Origin of the sequence: Exiguobacterium sp. ZWU0009 (assembly GCF_000798935.2) — a bacterium.
GTDB lineage: Bacteria > Bacillota > Bacilli > Exiguobacteriales > Exiguobacteriaceae > Exiguobacterium_A > Exiguobacterium_A acetylicum.
Genome location: NZ_CP018057.1, coordinates 1 through 20,235 on the forward strand (window position 1 = coordinate 1; position 20,235 = coordinate 20,235).

General features: G+C 48.9%; 11 protein-coding genes and 3 rRNA genes. 13 read left to right on the forward strand and 1 reads right to left on the reverse strand.

Annotation, left to right across the window (positions count from 1 at the left end):
* Positions 1-427: 427 nt before the first annotated feature.
* The 11 genes from dnaA to guaB all read left to right on the forward strand — a co-directional run bounded on the left by dnaA (position 428) and on the right by guaB (position 17,152).
* Positions 428-1,819, forward strand: coding sequence for a chromosomal replication initiator protein DnaA (gene dnaA, locus L985_RS00005; RefSeq protein WP_023469863.1), 1,392 nt, complete (start codon positions 428-430; stop codon positions 1,817-1,819).
* A gap of 191 nt (positions 1,820-2,010) precedes the next feature.
* Positions 2,011-3,144 (forward strand): DNA polymerase III subunit beta, encoded by a 1,134-nt coding sequence (dnaN, locus tag L985_RS00010; protein ID WP_023469864.1) that lies wholly within the window; start codon positions 2,011-2,013, stop codon positions 3,142-3,144.
* A gap of 162 nt (positions 3,145-3,306) precedes the next feature.
* The gene (gene yaaA, locus L985_RS00015; RefSeq protein WP_023469865.1) at positions 3,307-3,528 is read left to right on the forward strand and encodes a S4 domain-containing protein YaaA; all 222 of its coding nucleotides are present in this window, start codon (positions 3,307-3,309) and stop codon (positions 3,526-3,528) included.
* 1 nt (position 3,529) lies between these two features.
* Positions 3,530-4,684 carry a DNA replication/repair protein RecF gene (recF, locus tag L985_RS00020; RefSeq protein WP_023469866.1) on the forward strand — a complete coding sequence of 385 codons (1,155 nt, stop codon included), beginning with the start codon at positions 3,530-3,532 and terminating at the stop codon, positions 4,682-4,684.
* A gap of 10 nt (positions 4,685-4,694) precedes the next feature.
* A complete protein-coding gene (gyrB, locus tag L985_RS00025) occupies positions 4,695-6,608 on the forward strand; it encodes a DNA topoisomerase (ATP-hydrolyzing) subunit B (protein ID WP_200864062.1) in 1,914 nt (637 codons plus the stop codon).
* 27 nt (positions 6,609-6,635) lie between these two features.
* Positions 6,636-9,248, forward strand: coding sequence for a DNA gyrase subunit A (gyrA, locus tag L985_RS00030; RefSeq protein ID WP_029343028.1), 2,613 nt, complete (start codon positions 6,636-6,638; stop codon positions 9,246-9,248).
* An 88-nt stretch (positions 9,249-9,336) separates the two neighbouring features.
* Positions 9,337-10,380: an HD-GYP domain-containing protein gene (locus L985_RS00035; protein WP_047394954.1), complete on the forward strand. Its 1,044-nt coding sequence runs from the start codon at positions 9,337-9,339 to the stop codon at positions 10,378-10,380.
* A gap of 347 nt (positions 10,381-10,727) precedes the next feature.
* Positions 10,728-12,289, forward strand: a 16S ribosomal RNA gene (locus tag L985_RS00040).
* A gap of 167 nt (positions 12,290-12,456) precedes the next feature.
* A 23S ribosomal RNA gene (locus tag L985_RS00045) occupies positions 12,457-15,370 on the forward strand.
* 48 nt (positions 15,371-15,418) lie between these two features.
* A 5S ribosomal RNA gene (gene rrf / locus L985_RS00050) occupies positions 15,419-15,534 on the forward strand.
* The 16S, 23S and 5S rRNA genes sit together here, the layout of an rRNA operon.
* Before the next feature lie 151 nt (positions 15,535-15,685).
* Positions 15,686-17,152, forward strand: coding sequence for an IMP dehydrogenase (guaB, locus tag L985_RS00055; protein WP_029343029.1), 1,467 nt, complete (start codon positions 15,686-15,688; stop codon positions 17,150-17,152).
* A gap of 43 nt (positions 17,153-17,195) precedes the next feature.
* On the opposite strand, the gene pdxR is transcribed toward guaB, so the two are convergent.
* The gene (gene pdxR, locus L985_RS00060; protein WP_047390808.1) at positions 17,196-18,599 is read right to left on the reverse strand and encodes a MocR-like pyridoxine biosynthesis transcription factor PdxR; all 1,404 of its coding nucleotides are present in this window, start codon (positions 18,597-18,599) and stop codon (positions 17,196-17,198) included.
* Positions 18,600-18,715: 116 nt separating this feature from the next.
* Between pdxR and pdxS the strand changes: the two genes are divergently transcribed.
* Together pdxS and pdxT are read left to right on the forward strand one after the other, a co-directional pair.
* The gene (gene pdxS / locus L985_RS00065; protein ID WP_023469872.1) at positions 18,716-19,603 is read left to right on the forward strand and encodes a pyridoxal 5'-phosphate synthase lyase subunit PdxS; all 888 of its coding nucleotides are present in this window, start codon (positions 18,716-18,718) and stop codon (positions 19,601-19,603) included.
* A complete protein-coding gene (gene pdxT, locus L985_RS00070) occupies positions 19,597-20,175 on the forward strand; it encodes a pyridoxal 5'-phosphate synthase glutaminase subunit PdxT (RefSeq protein WP_047390803.1) in 579 nt (192 codons plus the stop codon). The genes pdxS and pdxT overlap by 7 nt, the downstream gene beginning before the upstream one ends.
* The last annotated feature ends 60 nt before the right edge of the window (positions 20,176-20,235 follow it).

A 20,235-nucleotide genomic window follows, 5' to 3' on the forward strand; every position in this document is an offset into this window, starting at 1 on the left:
ATCGACGTCAATCCTCGATTTTCGATTCCTTTTTTCGTCCTCTTTTGTATTTTGTGAATAACTCTTTTTCAACGCTTCCTCTTTCGAAAAGTTATCCACCTCTTATCCACAATTTATCCACACTATCCACAGCTTGTGGGTAACTACCTGTGGACGGTTTAATTTACTTGTGGATAAATCATTCCAACCATTGCCAGAGCTCATTTCTTTTGATACACTAATTGTGCATAACATGATCCTGATCGTTCAGGACAAAACAAGTTATACACACCCTGTGGATAACTTTATACACAGATTCAACCGCCTGTGGATAACGTTATCCACAGTTTTTACGTTATGGGGATAAGTCGAGTTTCTTCATTAACTTTGTCTGTGTATAAGCCTGTGTACAAATTTTTTCTATCTTGATAAAAAAAGGGGGGTATTTATGAAAAACGCTGCCGAACTTTGGCATAATGTCTTATCTGTGATCGAGGAAGAGGAACGAACACCGAAAGCTAGTTATGATATGTGGTTGAAATCCACAGAAGGCGTCACGCTAAATGGAACGACACTACTCGTTTCAGCACCAGCTGCATTTACGGTGACATGGCTCGAGCGCCAGTACTTATCTTTACTCGAAGACACAGTTGAGGAAGTAACAGGAAGCCGACTCGATATTCAGTTCATTGAAGAGGGACAAGCGAAGAAAATGCTCGATCGACAAGAAGAGGAACGTGTTGAGGCAACACCAACTCCGAAATCGCGTCCATCGAACATGCGGAGACCAACAGAAGAACTGACGATGAGTGAACTCGGACAATTAAATGAGAAGTATACGTTCGATACATTCGTCATCGGATCGGGGAACCGTTTTGCACATGCCGCTTCACTTGCTGTTGCGGAAGCGCCTGCTAAAGCCTACAATCCGCTTTTCATCTATGGTGGCGTTGGTCTTGGCAAAACCCATCTGATGCACGCCATCGGACAGTACGTTCAAGATCAAAATTTAGGGACACGGATTGCCTATGTCTCTTCTGAACGCTTTACGAATGACTTCATTAACTCCATCCGTGATAATAAAACGGTTGAGTTTCGAAATAAATACCGTAATATCGATGTTCTCTTAATTGATGACATCCAGTTCCTTGCGGGCAAAGAACAGACGCAAGAAGAGTTTTTCCATACTTTTAATGCACTGCATAACGACCAAAAACAAATCATCATCTCAAGTGACCGACCGCCAAAAGAGATTCCAACGCTTGAAGATCGACTTCGTTCCCGTTTTGAATGGGGACTGATCACCGATATCACGCCACCGGATCTCGAGACACGGATTGCGATCTTACGGAAAAAAGCGAATGCGGAGCAGCTTGATGTCTCAAACGAAGTCATGCTCTACATCGCAAGTCAAATTGATACAAACATTCGTGAGCTCGAAGGGGCGTTAACCCGCGTCATCGCTTATGCGAATCTCGTCGGGCGACCAATCGATCCAAATGTTGCTGCAGAAGCCTTGCATAACATCATGCCAGTCGCTGAACCGCGTAAAGTCACGATTCGTGACATCCAGGAGTCGGTTAGTAAGCACTTCAATTTACCGTTTGATGATCTTAAGGCGAAGAAACGGACGAAATCGATTGCCTTCCCACGTCAAATCGCGATGTATCTTTCGCGTGAGATGACAGAGAGCTCATTACCGAAGATTGGGGAGGAATTCGGGGGACGTGACCATACGACCGTCATCCATGCCCATGAAAAGATCAGTATGTTGATCAAATCGGACGGGGAAACCGGAAAAGTCATTGAACAAATCAAGCATGAGTTGAAGCATTCATAAAACTGTGGATAAACATGTGGATAAAGTAGGGTAGTTATCCACAACTTATCCACACCGTTTTTGGCTTTATATCAAGTTATCCACCGACTTATCCACACTATCCACAGCCCCTAAGACTATTATTAAAAAAATATATTATTATGTTATGATGGGCGCATGCCCATTATTTTCGAGAGGAGTCTAACGACGATATGCATATCACCATTCAACGCGAAGCTTTAATCCAAGCAGTACAAGATGTAGCCAAAGCGGTCTCATCCCGCACGACGATTCCGATTCTGACAGGGATCAAACTCGAAGCTCATGGAGATGGCATGACGCTGACAGGAAGCGATACAGAAATCTCGATTGAACGGACGATCTATGCAGAGGAGAATGGAACATCTTATGTCACGGTTCACCGTGCTGGTAGTGTCGTCTTGAATGCCCGCTTCTTCGGCGATATCGTCAAAAAGATGCCAAAAGACGAAGTCACACTAGAAGTCTCACCGAACTTCATGACACGGATTCAGTCAGGAACAGCGGAATTCCATTTGAACGGTCTTGATCCAGATGAATTCCCACGCCTTCCACAAGTCGATGGCGGACAACGTTTCCGTTTACCGGCTGATCTCTTACGTTCGATGATTCGCCAAACAAGCTTTGCTGTCGCTGTTCAAGAAACACGTCCTGTTCTGACAGGTGTGAACTTCTCAGCTGATAAAGGCATCTTGACGTGTGTCTCAACAGATAGTCACCGTTTAGCCCTTCGTCGTGCACAGTTCGAGACAGATACGGACATCTCGTTCCAGAACGTCATCGTTCCAGGGAAGAGCTTAAATGAATTATCGAAGTTGCTTGGAGATGGTCATGTGGATATCACGATCACGAACCAACAAATCTTATTCAAGATGAAGCACGTCCTCTTCTTCTCGCGTCTACTCGACGGAAACTATCCGGATACATCACGTTTGATTCCAGAAGAATACCGGACAGCCGTCCGCATGAACGCAAAAGAATTGCTTCAAGCGATCGATCGCGCGTCACTGCTCGCACGTGAGGACCGTAACAACGTCATCAAGTTCGCAGCTGAAGGCACGACGGCGGTCGAGATCTCTTCACATTCGCCAGAAGTCGGAAAAGTCTCGGAGCAAGTCAGCATCCTTTCGCTTGAAGGAGAAGAGCTGAAAATCTCGTTCAACTCGAAGTACATGATGGATGCCTTGAAGGCGCTTGACGCAACAGATATCGAAATCCAGTTCACGGGTTCGATTCGTCCATTCATCTTGCACCCAGTCGATCAAGATAACGTTCTGCAACTGATTCTTCCAGTCCGGACAGCGTAAGCATCCATATAAAACACGCGACAAGACGGGTTCGATTGTTTCGACATCGGACCCGTCTTTTTCGTATACCGTATATACGTTCGGGAATTTTGCTAAATCGCTCAATGTTTAGTACAATAAAGAGTACGTCATTTATAATATGTAGGTAGGAGGAGTCAATCCATGCAAGAAATCAGAATTACAACGGAATATGTCACGTTAGGGCAGTTCTTAAAGCTATCGGATATCATCTCAAGCGGAGGACAAGCCAAACCGTTTTTAGCAGAGGTACCGATTCTAGTCAACGGCGAAGTCGATCAGCGACGTGGTCGTAAATTACGGGATGGAGACATCATTGATGTAGAAGACTACGGTCAGTTCATCATCAAGAACGAGGGCAACTAACGTGCGGCTGGATTCAGTCCGACTCAGTCATTATCGCAACTATGACGCACTCGAACTGTCATTCTCCGAAAAAACGAATGTCCTGATTGGTGAAAATGCACAAGGGAAGACGAACTTATTGGAAGCGATCTATGTTCTTGCTCTTGCGAAGTCGCACCGGACGACGCATGACAAGGAACTGATCGGTTGGGACCAAGAGACGGCGCGTGTCGAAGGACGTGTCGTCAAACGAACAGGTTCTCATGTCCAAGAGATCGTCATCTCGGGTCGCGGGAAAAAAGCAAAACTGAATCATCTAGAGCAACGACGCTTAAGTGATTATGTCGGGGCACTGAACATTGTTTTATTCGCCCCGGAAGATTTGCATATCGTCAAAGGCAGTCCACAAGTCCGCCGACGATTTCTCGATATGGAGATCGGTCAAGTCAGCCCGGTCTATCTGCATGAATTGAGTCAGTATCTGAAAGTGTTGAAGCAACGGAATGCACTGCTGAAACAACTGTCCATGAAGGGAGGAGACGAGACCTTCCTTGATATCTTGACGGAGCAGATGATTACGCTAGCCGTTAAAATCGTTCAGCGCCGCCATCATTTCATGGCCCAGCTCGAAAAGTGGGCACGACCGATTCATGATGGAATCAGTCGTGGACAGGAAGAACTCGCGCTCATCTATCGTTCGGACACATTCGGCGACGAATTACTCGATGTCGAAGGAATGACTGCGTCCTACACGCGGAAGTTTGGTAAAATAAAAGAAAATGAAATCCGAAGAGGAGTTACGTTGTTTGGACCACATCGGGATGACTTCGAGATGGAAGTCAATGGACGAAACGTTCAAACGTATGGTTCACAAGGACAACAACGAACTGCAGCTCTCTCGTTAAAACTTGCGGAGATCGAATTGATCCACGAGGAAGTAGGGGAATATCCGCTTCTTCTACTCGACGATGTCTTATCCGAGCTTGATGATCATCGTCAAACACATTTGCTCGATACGATGCAACAAAAGGTCCAGACGATCCTGACGACGACAAGCGTCGACGGGATTGCGCATGAAACGATCAACCAAGCGAAGTTGTTCCACGTGAAACAAGGGACGGTCGATTTGGAAGAGACATCATATAAAGAAACAGTAGGTGAGAAAACCGATGAGTAATCATGAAGATATGGAATTGGAACAAGGGTACGGTGCCGATCAGATTCAAGTACTTGAAGGATTAGAAGCAGTACGTAAACGTCCAGGGATGTATATCGGCTCGACGGCATCAAAGGGTCTCCATCACCTCGTATGGGAGATCGTCGATAACTCGATCGATGAGGCGCTCGCAGGGTACTGTGACACGATCAAGGTCACGATCGAACCAGGGAACTCGATTTTAGTCGAGGATAACGGACGTGGTATTCCAGTCGACATTCAAGAGAAGATGGGTCGTCCTGCCGTTGAGGTCATCCTGACGGTCCTCCACGCTGGTGGTAAGTTCGGCGGCGGCGGATATAAAGTATCAGGTGGACTACACGGTGTTGGGGCTTCTGTCGTTAACGCCCTGTCGACGAAACTTGAAGTATTCGTCAAACGGAATGAAAAGTTGTATTACCAAGCGTACCATCGCGGTGTACCAGCGCAAGATCTTGAAGTCATCGGAACGTCGGAAGAGACAGGAACGACAATTCGTTTCTTCCCAGACGGTGAGATTTTCCAAGAAACGCTCGAGTATGACTATGATTTGCTAGCAACACGCTTGCGGGAACTCGCTTTCTTGAACAAAGGCTTGAAGATCATCATCACGGACGATCGTGCGGATGAGCCGATGACGCGTAGCTTCCACTACGAAGGTGGGATCAAATCCTACGTTGAGCACTTGAACCGTTCAAAAGAGGTCGTTCACGCAGAACCGGTCTATGTACACGGAACAAAAGACGGCATTGAAGTTGAAGTCGCGCTTCAGTACAACGATGGATTTGCTTCAAACATCTACTCGTTCACGAACAACATCCCGACACATGAAGGTGGTACGCACGAGACCGGCTTCAAGACGGCTTTGACACGGGTCATCAATGACTACGCGAAGAAGTTCGGTTTGATGAAGGATGCAGACGGTACGTTATCCGGTGAGGACGTGCGTGAAGGAATGACAGCGATCGTTTCTGTCAAACACCCGAATCCGCAGTTTGAAGGACAGACGAAGACGAAACTTGGTAACTCCGACGCACGTACGGTCACGGATTCACTCTTCTCTGGTGCGTTTGAGCAGTTCATGCTTGAAAACCCGACGAACGCACGCGCAATCGTCGAAAAAGGGATGATGGCGTCGCGCGCCCGTATGGCAGCGAAACGAGCACGTGAACTGACACGCCGTAAAGGTGTTCTCGAAGTGAGCTCGCTTCCAGGTAAACTGGCCGACTGTTCGTCACGCGATGCCTCGATTTCCGAATTGTACATCGTTGAGGGTGACTCAGCGGGTGGTTCTGCGAAATCCGGACGCGATCGTCATTTCCAAGCGATCTTACCGATTCGCGGTAAAATCTTGAACGTTGAGAAAGCACGTCTCGATAAGATTCTCGGAAGCAATGAGATCCGAACGATCATCACGGCACTCGGAACAAGTATCGGTTCTGAGTTCAATATCGAAAAAGCACGCTATCACAAAGTCATCATCATGACCGATGCCGATGTCGATGGTGCCCACATCCGGACACTCTTGTTGACGTTCTTCTACCGTTACATGCGTCCGCTTGTCGAGCATGGGTATGTCTATATCGCTCAGCCACCGCTATACGGTATCAAGCAAGGGAAGAACATCACGTACGTGCATAACGAACGTGAATTGACAGAGGCGCTCGCAGCGCTTCCTGAAAACGCACGGTACGACATTCAGCGCTACAAAGGTCTTGGGGAGATGGATCCAGAGCAGCTTTGGGAAACAACGATGGATCCAAGTGGTCGTCAAATGTTACGTGTCGAGCTTCAAGATGCGATCGAAGCGGATGAAGTCTTCGATATCTTGATGGGAGATCAAGTCGAACCACGACGCGACTTCATTCAATCACACGCGCATTACGTCAAGAACCTGGATATTTAACGCTGAACAGAGAGGGTGGCCAGAAGCATGTCCGAACAAAATCACGGAATCATCAAGGATATTAATATCAGTCAAGAGATGCGTACGTCCTTCATGGACTACGCGATGAGCGTTATCGTCGCACGTGCTCTTCCGGACGTACGGGACGGCTTAAAACCCGGACACCGCCGGATTCTCTATGCGATGAACGACCTCGGTATTCGTGCCGATAAACCACATAAAAAGTCTGCCCGTATTGTCGGGGAAGTCATCGGTAAGTATCACCCGCACGGGGATTCTGCTGTCTATGACACGATGGTCCGCATGGCGCAAGACTTCAGCTACCGTTACGAACTTGTCGATGGACACGGAAACTTCGGTTCTGTCGATGGTGACTCGGCGGCAGCGATGCGATATACGGAAGCTCGTATGTCAAAAATCGCGATGGAGATCGTTCGCGATATCAACAAAAACACAGTTGATTTCAAAGATAACTACGATGGTTCGGAACGCGAACCGGAAGTTTTACCGTCACGCTTCCCGAACTTACTCGTCAACGGTTCGAGCGGGATCGCGGTCGGGATGGCAACGAACATTCCGCCGCATCAGTTAGGTGAAGTGATCGATGGTGTCTTGGCACTGTCTCACGATCCCGAAATCACGATCCAAGAACTGATGCAGCACATTCCGGGACCTGATTTCCCAACAGCTGGTGAGATTCTCGGACGGAGTGGGATTCGCCGCGCTTACGAAACAGGACGTGGCTCGATCATCGTCCGTGCGAAAGCTGAAATCGAACAGACGAAAAAAGACCGGGAACGGATCATCGTGACGGAGTTGCCTTATCAGGTCAACAAAGCCCGCCTCGTTGAAAAGATTGCCGATCTCGTCCGCGAGAAAAAGATCGAAGGCATCACCGATTTACGGGATGAGTCAGATCGCCGCGGTATGCGCATCGTCATGGAAGTCCGTCGTGACGCCAATGCGAGCGTCATCTTAAATAACTTGTATAAACAGACGTCGATGCAAACGACGTTCGGTGTCAACATGCTTGCGATCGTCGGCGGACGTCCGAAAACATTGACGCTCAAGGAAATGCTTTATCATTACCTCGAGCATCAAAAAGAAATCGTGCGTCGTCGGACACAGTTCGATCTCGAAAAAGCAGAAGCACGTGAACATTTGCTCGCTGGTTTACGGATTGCACTCGATCATTTGGATGAAGTCATTCAAATCATTCGCGGGAACCGGACAGCGGACGCAGCACGTGAACAGTTGATGGAGCGTTTTGCATTATCTGAGAAACAATCACAAGCGATTCTCGATATGCGGTTGCAACGCCTGACAGGTCTTGAACGGGAGAAGATTGAAGCAGAGTATGACGAAATCATGCAATTGATCGCGGAACTGAACCGCATCCTTGCGAGTGAGGAAGTCTTGCTTGATTTGATCCGGACAGAACTTGAAGAGTTGAAAGAACGTTTCAACGACGAACGTCGGACGGAAATCCGCATGGACCACATCGAATTCGAAGACGAAGATTTGATTCCGGAACAGGATATCATCATCACGTTGACAAGCAGTGGCTACATCAAACGGATGACGACGGATTCGTACCGGACACAACGTCGCGGCGGCCGTGGGGTTCAAGGAATCGGAACGAACGACGAAGACTACGTCACGCGTCTCTTGTCTTGTTCGACGCATGATACGATCCTATTCTTTACGAACCGCGGAAAAGTCTACCGGATTCGTGGATATGAAGTACCAGAGATGAGCCGGACATCAAAAGGTGTGCCGATCATCAACCTCATCCAAATCGAACGCGACGAAAAGGTCGAGACGATGATTCCAGTCAACTTCAAACGTTATCTCGAGGAGCAACAAGCAACTGAAGCACCTGTCGAGGTGATTGAGGGAGAGATTGAAGAGACGGAAGAAACGCTCGAAACAGAAGAAGTCGTTCAAGATGAGCAAAAATCACTGATCTTCATGACACGTAAAGGACGCGTCAAACGTTCACCGTTGTCTGCATATGCGCGAATCAACAAAAACGGTTTGATCGCGATTCGATTGTTTGAAGACGATGAGTTGACATCGGTTCGTCTCGCATCGACGGACGATGAAGTCTTTGCTGTTTCGACAAGCGGGAAAGCGATTCGTTTCCCAATCACGAATGTCCGCTCGATGGGACGTGGCGCTCGTGGGGTTAAAGCGATGACATTACGCCCAGACGATTTTGTCGTCGGGATGGAACTTGCACGTGATGCACAAGATGTTCTTGTCATTACGGAAAAAGGATTCGGTAAACGAACACCGATGACCGAGTTCCGTAGTCAGTCTCGTGGTGGTAAAGGATTGATCGCGAGTAAGGTGACGGATCGCGTCGGTCAAATCGTTGCCATGCGAATCGTTGATGTCGATGATGACATCATGATCATGACAGAGAGTGGTATCGTCATTCGGACAGACTCGCAATACATTTCACGTGTCGGTCGCAATACCCAAGGGGTGAAGGTCATTCGAATTGAAGAAGGTGACCGTGTTGCAACGGTTGCGAAACTGAAACGCGAAGAGACTGATGAAACGGAAGAAGACACGGATCTTGTAGTAGAAGAGAATGTAGTCGAATCGGATGCTTCAGAAGAAGCGGAAGAGTAAGCGAGACGTCAGCAAGGAAGCAGCAGAGTGATACTACTCTGCTGCTTTTATCTACATATATAGAAAGAAGAGAAAGGAACGAAGCGATATGCGAGTGGCAAGTGACCAATTACGCATCGGGGATCGTTTGACTGAATCCATCTACTTACATACGGATCATCCGATCGTAGAAGCAGGGAAAAAAATAGGAACCGATGAGTTACGACGAATCCAACGATTCTTAATCAAGGAAGTCGTCATTGAGAATCGACCTGATTTCGGTGCAGATGAAGAAGTACAGATTGAAACGGTTGAAGCCCATGTGGAACATCCCTTTGAAGAATTCATTCGCTTTTACAATAAAGTCTTCATGTCATGGGAACAAGGAATGAAGCCGAATGTATACGAAGCATTGAGCTGGGTCAAACAGTCCGTTCCAGAACGGATTACGAGACAAGATGTCTTACCATTCTTCCTAGAGCGGGGAACGGAAGCTTATACCGTTCGACATGCCATCTATCGAGGGGCAGTCGCCCAAATGCTGGCGGAAGCAGTCGGGAAAGAACGAAAAATGATTCATGAGCTGTGGACGGCATCCTATTTTGCAGATTACGGATTAGCGCGGATCATGGAATGGCGTCACACGAAACGATATGAAGCGATGCAACAAGAAATTTTTCAACGTCACCCGGCAATGGCATATCAAGCATTGCAAAAGGAGACGATTATCTCGGATACTGTGAATCGTTTAATTGTTCAACATCATGAACGTTTAGATGGAACGGGTTACCCTTTAAAGGTAAAAGGAGATAAGATTGCAGATCATGCACGATTATTCATCGTCGCAGACGTCTTTGCTGCAATGACGAGTTGGCGTCCGTACCGGGAAGCTTATACGCCGTTTGATGCCTATCGTCATTTAAAAGCAAGACCGATGCAATATTGTTCAAAGTATGTACTATTGCTCGGACAATTACTTCTACCAATAGAAGTCGGTGATCGCGTGCTGATGAGTAACGGAAAGATTGCAACCATCACGCGAAAGAATCCAGTCTTTGATCGACCTGTCATTTCTTACGAAGAACAGGGACGGATGACGATTATTGATTTAATGGAAGAACGACAACATAGTATTATTCAGTTGATGGATTAATAGGGAAAATACAGCCTCTTGAGCCGAAATCATAAGGTTCAAGAGGCTTGTTCATGATTTTAAAAACAATTCTAAAATAAGTGTTGCACAATAATAAAACGCATGATATATTATTACATGTCCTTAACAACGACAAGCGCTTGAAACAAACGAGAAAAACAATTTCAAAAAAGTTGTTGACTTCTTGTTTCAGACTTGGTATTCTAATTGAGTCGCCAAAACAGGCGCGGACGAACTTTGAAAACTGAACGATGAGGCAAAAATCGTATTCTACGGAATACAAACATGAATGAAGCGCAAGCTTCGTCAATCGTGACTTCGGTCACAAAAACGAGCAAGTCAAACACTTTATGGAGAGTTTGATCCTGGCTCAGGACGAACGCTGGCGGCGTGCCTAATACATGCAAGTCGAGCGCAGGAAACTGACGGAACTCTTCGGAGGGAAGGCAGTGGAATGAGCGGCGGACGGGTGAGTAACACGTAAGGAACCTGCCTCAAGGATTGGGATAACTCCGAGAAATCGGAGCTAATACCGGATAGTTCAACGGACCGCATGGTCCGCTGATGAAAGGCGCTTCGGCGTCACCTTGAGATGGCCTTGCGGTGCATTAGCTAGTTGGTGGGGTAACGGCTCACCAAGGCGACGATGCATAGCCGACCTGAGAGGGTGATCGGCCACACTGGGACTGAGACACGGCCCAGACTCCTACGGGAGGCAGCAGTAGGGAATCTTCCACAATGGACGAAAGTCTGATGGAGCAACGCCGCGTGAGTGATGAAGGTTTTCGGATCGTAAAACTCTGTTGTAAGGGAAGAACACGTACGAGAGGTAATGCTCGTACCTTGACGGTACCTTACGAGAAAGCCACGGCTAACTACGTGCCAGCAGCCGCGGTAATACGTAGGTGGCAAGCGTTGTCCGGAATTATTGGGCGTAAAGCGCGCGCAGGCGGCCTTTTAAGTCTGATGTGAAAGCCCCCGGCTCAACCGGGGAGGGCCATTGGAAACTGGAAGGCTTGAGTACAGAAGAGAAGAGTGGAATTCCACGTGTAGCGGTGAAATGCGTAGAGATGTGGAGGAACACCAGTGGCGAAGGCGACTCTTTGGTCTGTAACTGACGCTGAGGCGCGAAAGCGTGGGGAGCAAACAGGATTAGATACCCTGGTAGTCCACGCCGTAAACGATGAGTGCTAGGTGTTGGGGGGTTTCCGCCCCTCAGTGCTGAAGCTAACGCATTAAGCACTCCGCCTGGGGAGTACGGCCGCAAGGCTGAAACTCAAAGGAATTGACGGGGACCCGCACAAGCGGTGGAGCATGTGGTTTAATTCGAAGCAACGCGAAGAACCTTACCAACTCTTGACATCCCATTGACCGCTTGAGAGATCAAGTTTTCCCTTCGGGGACAATGGTGACAGGTGGTGCATGGTTGTCGTCAGCTCGTGTCGTGAGATGTTGGGTTAAGTCCCGCAACGAGCGCAACCCCTATCCTTAGTTGCCAGCATTTAGTTGGGCACTCTAGGGAGACTGCCGGTGACAAACCGGAGGAAGGTGGGGATGACGTCAAATCATCATGCCCCTTATGAGTTGGGCTACACACGTGCTACAATGGACGGTACAAAGGGCAGCGAGACCGCGAGGTGGAGCCAATCCCATAAAGCCGTTCCCAGTTCGGATTGCAGGCTGCAACTCGCCTGCATGAAGTCGGAATCGCTAGTAATCGCAGGTCAGCATACTGCGGTGAATACGTTCCCGGGTCTTGTACACACCGCCCGTCACACCACGAGAGTTTGCAACACCCGAAGCCGGTGAGGTAACCGCAAGGAGCCAGCCGTCGAAGGTGGGGTAGATGATTGGGGTGAAGTCGTAACAAGGTAGCCGTATCGGAAGGTGCGGCTGGATCACCTCCTTTCTAAGGAAAACGTCCCTTACGGGACATGCCCATCGTTCAGTTTTGAGAGCTCGTCTCTCAGTCTCGATAGAGACACTCGCACCTTGAAAACTGAAGACATCAACAAGACATCAAACTTTTAATTAACCATGTCATTTAAGACGTGTGTTCTTAGAATACCAACGCTAGATCAAGGTATGAAGGGCGTACGGTGGATGCCTTGGCACTAGGAGCCGATGAAGGACGCGACGAACAGCGATATGCTTCGGGGAGCAGTAAGTATGCTTTGATCCGAAGATTTCCGAATGGGGGAACCCACCATCTGTAATGGGATGGGACATGTTACATGAATACATAGTGTAGCGTGAGGCAGACCCGGGGAACTGAAACATCTAAGTACCCGGAGGAAGAGAAAGCAAATGCGATTCCCTGAGTAGCGGCGAGCGAAACGGGAACAGCCCAAACCGAAGAGCATGCTCTTCGGGGTTGTAGGACACTCTATACGGAGTCAAAAAGGAAGACAGTAGGTGAAGGACCTGGAAAGGTCGGCCGAAGAAGGTGACAGCCCTGTAGCTGAAACTGTTTTCCCTCCAGAGTGGATCCTGAGTACGGCGGGACACGTGAAACCCCGTCGGAATCCGGGAGGACCATCTCCCAAGGCTAAATACTCCCTAGTGACCGATAGTGAACCAGTACCGTGAGGGAAAGGTGAAAAGCACCCCGGAAGGGGAGTGAAATAGATCCTGAAACCGTATGCCTACAAGTAGTCAGAGCCCGTTAACGGGTGATGGCGTGCCTTTTGTAGAATGAACCGGCGAGTTACGATAACGCGCGAGGTTAAGCCGATGAGGCGGAGCCGTAGCGAAAGCGAGTCTGAACAGGGCGTTCAGTGCGTTGTCGTAGACCCGAAACCAGGTGATCTACCCATGTCCAGGATGAAGGTCAGGTAACACTGACTGGAGGTCCGAACCCACGCACGTTGAAAAGTGCGGGGATGAGGTGTGGGTAGCGGTGAAATGCCAATCGAACCTGGAGATAGCTGGTTCTCCCCGAAATAGCTTTAGGGCTAGCCTCGAGGTTGAGAGTTCTGGAGGTAGAGCACTGATTGGACTAGGGGCCCCCACAGGGTTACCGAATTCAGTTAAACTCCGAATGCCAGCAACTTATACTCGGGAGTCAGACTGCGAGTGATAAGATCCGTAGTCAAGAGGGAAACAGCCCAGACCGCCAGCTAAGGTCCCAAAGTGTATGTTAAGTGGAAAAGGATGTGGCGCTGCCTAGACAGCTAGGATGTTGGCTTAGAAGCAGCCACCATTCAAAGAGTGCGTAATAGCTCACTAGTCGAGTGGCGCCGCGCCGAAAATGTAACGGGGCTAAACATACCACCGAAGCTGCGGATTCCGTAAGGAATGGTAGGGGAGCGTTCCAAACCGCTGTGAAGCTGTACCGGAAGGAGCAGTGGAGCGTTTGGAAGTGAGAATGCCGGTGTGAGTAGCGAAAAGAGGGGTGAGAATCCCCTCCGTCGAAAGCCCAAGGTTTCCTGAGGAAGGCTCGTCCGCTCAGGGTTAGTCTGGACCTAAGCCGAGGCCGAAAGGCGTAGGCGATGGATAACAGGTTGATATTCCTGTACCGCCGATCCACCGTTTGAACAATGGGGGGACGCAGGAGGATAGTGACGCATGCGGATGGAAGTGCATGTGCAAGTTTCAAGACCGTCTGATTGGCAAATCCGTCAGGCACCAAAGTCAAGGAACGATGCGGAGTCCCGTAGGGACGTAGGTCACGATTTCACACTGCCAAGAAAAGCCTCTAGTGAGGGGGAAGGCGCCAGTACCGTAAACCGACACAGGTAGGCGAGATGAGAATTCTAAGACGCGCGGGATAACTCTCGTTAAGGAACTCGGCAAAATGGTCCCGTAACTTCGGGAGAAGGGACGCTCTACATGAGTAGAGCCGCAGTGAATAGGCCCAAACGACTGTTTAGCAAAAACACAGGTCTCTGCTAAATCGCAAGATGACGTATAGGGGCTGACGCCTGCCCGGTGCTGGAAGGTTAAGGGGATGGGTTAGCGCAAGCGAAGCTTTGAACCGAAGCCCCAGTAAACGGCGGCCGTAACTATAACGGTCCTAAGGTAGCGAAATTCCTTGTCGGGTAAGTTCCGACCCGCACGAAAGGCGTAACGATTTGGGCACTGTCTCAACGAGAGACCCGGTGAAATCATAGTACCTGTGAAGATGCAGGTTACCCGCGACAGGACGGAAAGACCCCATGGAGCTTTACTACAGCCTGATATTGAGGCTTTGTGCATGATGTACAGGATAGGCGGGAGACGTCGAGCCCGGAGCGCCAGCTTCGGAGGAGTCACCCTTGGGATACCGCCCTTCATGCATAGAGTCTCTAACTCGCAGCCGTGATCCGGCTGGAGGACCGTGTCAGGCGGGTAGTTTGACTGGGGCGGTCGCCTCCTAAACAGTAACGGAGGCGCCCAAAGGTTCCCTCAGAATGGTTGGAAATCATTCGTAGAGCGCAAAGGCAGAAGGGAGCTTGACTGCGAGACCTACAAGTCGAGCAGGGACGAAAGTCGGGCTTAGTGATCCGGTGGTTCCGCATGGAAGGGCCATCGCTCAACGGATAAAAGCTACCCTGGGGATAACAGGCTGATCTCCCCCAAGAGTCCACATCGACGGGGAGGTTTGGCACCTCGATGTCGGCTCATCGCATCCTGGGGCTGGAGTAGGTCCCAAGGGTTGGGCTGTTCGCCCATTAAAGCGGTACGCGAGCTGGGTTCAGAACGTCGTGAGACAGTTCGGTCCCTATCCGTCGTGGGCGCAGGAAATTTGAGGAGAGCTGTCCTTAGTACGAGAGGACCGGGATGGACGCACCGCTGGTGTACCAGTTGTTCCGCCAGGAGCATCGCTGGGTAGCTACGTGCGGACGGGATAAATGCTGAAAGCATCTAAGCATGAAGCCCCCTCCAAGATGAGATTTCCCTTTGAGTAATCAAGAAAGACCCCTCAGAGACGATGAGGTAGATAGGTCACGGGTGGAAGCATGGCGACATGTGGAGCTGAGTGATACTAATCGGTCGAGGCCTTGTTCTAGCAGATGCATTGTTGATGACTTCAGTTTTGAGGGCGCGAGCCCGATCGTCTGGTGACGATAGCCAAGTGGTCACACCCGTTCCCATGCCGAACACGGAAGTTAAGCACTTGAACGCCGAAAGTAGTTGGGGGCTTCCCCCTGTGAGGATAGGACGTTGCCAGGCACTTGACCGATCTGCAGATTGCAGGTCGGTCTTTTTGTGTTATGTGAAACTTCAGACTGTTCTGATTATTGGTCGAGTCATTGACATGACACACTCTGCTTGTTACCATAACATCAATATTCTTTTATAAAAGAGAAAGCGAGTGGATAACATGTGGGAGAACAAATTTGCTAAAGAGGGTTTGACGTTTGATGACGTCTTACTCGTACCCCGTCGTTCGAGTGTCTTACCGCGCGACGTTGATTTATCTGTCACGCTATGTGAAGGGATCACACTTAATATTCCGTTGATCAGTGCTGGGATGGATACCGTCACAGAAGCACCGATGGCAATCGCAATGGCACGTCAAGGTGGTCTTGGTGTCATTCATAAGAACATGTCAATGGAAGAACAAGCAGAACATGTCGATCGCGTCAAACGTTCTGAAAATGGTGTCATCACGAATCCGTTCTATTTGACGCCAGAGCGTCAAGTCTACGATGCCGAGTATTTGATGAGTAAATATCGCATCTCAGGTGTTCCGATCGTGAACAATGAAACAGAGCGCAAATTAGTAGGGATTTTGACAAACCGTGATCTTCGTTTCGTCAAGGATTACTCAACTGTCATTGAAACGGTGATGACGACTGAAGAACTCGTGACAGCAAAGGTTGGTACGTCCCTCGCTGAAGCAGAACAGATTCTCCACAAACATCGCATTGAAAAGTTACCACTCGTTGATGAGAACGGTGTATTAAAAGGATTGATCACGACAAAAGATATCGAAAAAGTCGAACAGTATCCACATGCTGCGAAAGATCAATTCGGACGCTTACTCGTCGCAGCAGCTGTCGGCGTCACAAAAGATGCTTCGACACGTGCGAAGTTCCTTGTTGATGCAGGTGTTGATGCACTCGTCGTCGATACGGCACACGGTCATTCAGAAGGTGTTCTTCTCAAAGTACGTGAACTTCGTGAAGAATATCCAAACTTACCAATCATTGCGGGTAACGTTGCGACTGCTGAAGCAACACGCGATTTGATTGAAGCGGGTGCATCTGTCATCAAAGTTGGTATCGGACCTGGTTCGATCTGTACGACACGTGTTGTCGCAGGCGTCGGTGTACCACAAATCACAGCTGTCTTCGATTGTGCGACAGAAGCACGGAAACATGGTGTCTCGATCATCGCTGATGGTGGCATCAAGTATTCTGGCGATATCGTAAAAGCACTTGCTGCTGGTGGTCACGCTGTCATGCTCGGAAGCTTACTTGCAGGAGTAGAAGAGAGCCCAGGTGAGATGGAAATCTACCAAGGACGTCAATTCAAGACATACCGTGGTATGGGTTCTGAAGCATCGATGAAACGCGGTAGCCAAGATCGTTACTTCCAAGAAGCAGACAAGAAGTTCGTTCCAGAAGGAATCGAAGGACGTGTCGCTTACCGTGGTAAACTCGGCGATTCGGTTTACCAACTCGTTGGTGGTATTCGTTCAGGTATGGGATACTGTGGTGCTGCCACGTTAGAAGAGTTGCGTGAAGAGACACAGTTCATCCGTATGACGGGCGCTGGCTTACAAGAGAGCCACCCGCACGATATTCAAATTACAAAAGAAGCATCGAACTATACACGTCAGTAAACAAAAGCCTCGTCTTTCTCTAGTAGAAAGGCGAGGCTTTTGTTCATGATGATTTATGCAAATCCCACGCGTCCATCAATAAGCGTAATCCTTCCATCAACTCTTGCTCAGAGAGACTCGCAAATCCAAGGACGATTTGAGGTGTATCGGAGAGGAGGGGTAACTGGGCGTATTGAGAAAGACCGTATACTTGGATGCCTTGTTGTTGTGCCCGCTTTACGAGCTCCTGCTCCGTCATTCCGTTCGCTACGGACACGACGACATGGAGTCCGGCACTTTCACCGGTCAATCGTAAGGCGGGAATTCGGCGAAGCGATTGGATTAAGACATCGAGTTTGCGACGATAGACTTTACGCATCCGGTTGAGATGTCGTTCAAAGTCACCCTCTTTCATGAAACGTGTCAAAATCGTTTGATCAAAGCGCGAGACACTACAGGTATAGTGTGATAGTTCTGTTTGATACCGTGCGCGTAAGACTTCGGGTAAGACCATATAACCAATCCGTAGTGAAGGCATGAGTGATTTTGAGAAAGTACTCATGTAAATCACACGATTGCTGTCCATGTTGTGCAAAGACGGAATCGATTTACCGCTGTAGCGGAATTCGCTATCGTAGTCGTCTTCGATGACAAAACGGGTCGGATCCATCGCTGCCCAGTTCAACAATTGATGTCTTCGATTGACGGACAGGATGCTACCGGACGGAAACTGATGTGCCGGTGTGACATACATGACATCGACGCTTGATTCCTGCAGTTGATCGATCCGTAATCCATTCGCATCGACACGAATCGGTTCGATCATTCGTTCATGATTCTCTAGTAAGAGGCGGGTCGTATGATAACCGGGATCTTCGATGCCGTATGTGACGTTTCGTCCTAATAAGAAAAGAACGATAGGCAACAGTTGCTCGACACCAGAACCAACAACAATCTGTTCTGGGGAACAGACGACACCACGGGAATGATAGAGATAGGTTGCAATCTCTTCGCGTAATGCTAGATCGCCTTGTGGATGACCGAGTGAGACAAGTGGATGGTGATCGGTATCGATGATGTCTTTGGCATACTTTCGCCAACGGGCGAACGGGAAAGAGACCCCTTCAATCTTACTTGGATGAAAATCATACGTAATAATTGGTTTTTCTTTGGTCGCACGCGGTTCAATGACGGGTGAGATTTTGACGTAAGCAAGTTCCTCATAGGCAAGAACAAAATAGCCTTTACGTGAGATGGATTCGACATATCCTTCTGCGACGAGTTGTTGATAGGCAAGCTCAATCGTCGTTTGACTTAAGTTCAAAAATTGACCGAGTTTTCGTTTAGATGGTAATTTCGTGCCGTACGCTAAACGACCGGCAATGATTTCGTTTCGAATCTGTTGATAAAGTTGTTCATAAAGTGGTTTTTCCTGATTACGTGTGAGTTGAAATGATAGCATGTCCATCTCGTCTAACTCCTTCTTAATAAACTGACCTGTTGAAATCATCATAAACTGATACTTTTAAAAGTGTCAACGTTTCGTATACTAAAGGGGTGAAAGTCAACCAAGGGGGAATGGATATGGAACGTCAACAAGGAACGGATCGTGTCAAACGTGGAATGGCTGAAATGCAAAAGGGTGGCGTCATCATGGATGTCGTCAATGCGGAACAAGCGAAGATTGCGGAAGCAGCAGGAGCTGTTGCAGTCATGGCACTCGAGCGTGTCCCGTCTGATATTCGTCGTGACGGAGGTGTCGCACGAATGGCAGACCCGTTGATTACGGAAGAGGTACTCGGAGCGGTCTCAATTCCCGTCATGGCAAAATGCCGGATTGGTCATATCGTTGAGGCACGAGTACTTGAATCAATGGGGGTCGATTTCATCGATGAGAGTGAAGTCCTGACTCCAGCAGATGAGCAATACCATTTACTGAAGTCAGAGTTCACCGTGCCGTTCGTCTGTGGGGCACGTGATCTTGGGGAAGCCGCTCGTCGCATCGCAGAAGGAGCCGCGATGATTCGGACGAAAGGCGAGCCAGGGACTGGGAACGTCGTCGAAGCTGTTCGCCATATGCGACAAATTCAAGCACAATTGAATCAGATTTTACATGTCAGTCCAGATGAATTGATGACATTTGCGAAAGAATGGGGTGCTCCGTACGAAGTATTACGTGATATTCGGACGCAGGGACGTCTACCGGTCGTCAACTTTGCAGCCGGGGGAGTCGCGACACCAGCTGATGCCGCACTCATGATGCATCTTGGGGCAGATGGTGTCTTCGTTGGATCAGGAATCTTTAAATCAGAACACCCAGAACGTGTCGCTCGGGCGATTGTCGAAGCCGTTACGTATAAAGATGATTTTGAGCGGATTGCGTCTTTATCCAAAGGACTCGGAACAGCGATGAAAGGGATCGATGTCACATCGATGCCTTTTGAAGAACGGATGGCGACACGCGGATGGTAATCGGTATTCTGGATGTTCAAGGCGCTGTCCGTGAGCATCAACAGCAGCTTGAAGGTCTCGGTGTCGATGTCGTTCTCGTCAAACAAGCGAGCGATCTCGACGGACTCGATGGACTCGTCTTACCAGGAGGCGAATCGACCGCGATGCGTCGATTGATCGAACGTTATGCCTTGCTGGAACCGCTTCGGGAAAAAGCGACGACGTTACCGATGTTCGGGACATGTGCCGGAATGATTCTGCTCGCAACTGCTGTTGAAGCAGGACAAAGTCATCTCAACGCGATTTCGATGACGGTCCGCCGGAATGCCTTCGGTCGACAAATCGATTCGTTTGAAGGACTGTTACCGGTTGAGGGAATCGAAGAGCCGATCGAGGCAGTGTTCATTCGGGCGCCATTGATTCTGTCTGTCGGGGAGGGAACACGAGTAATCGCGAAAGTCGAAGAGCAGATTGTCGCTGTTGAGACATCGCTACATCTTGCATGTTCGTTTCATCCTGAATTGACAGAGGACGATCGCTTGCACCGCTATTTTTTACAAAAAATCAAACAGCGGCAGTCCGTCCGTTCATAAAGCGTGGAAGCATCTGACAGGTTCTACTGTCAGGTGCTTCTTTTGTGCTACACTATTCGT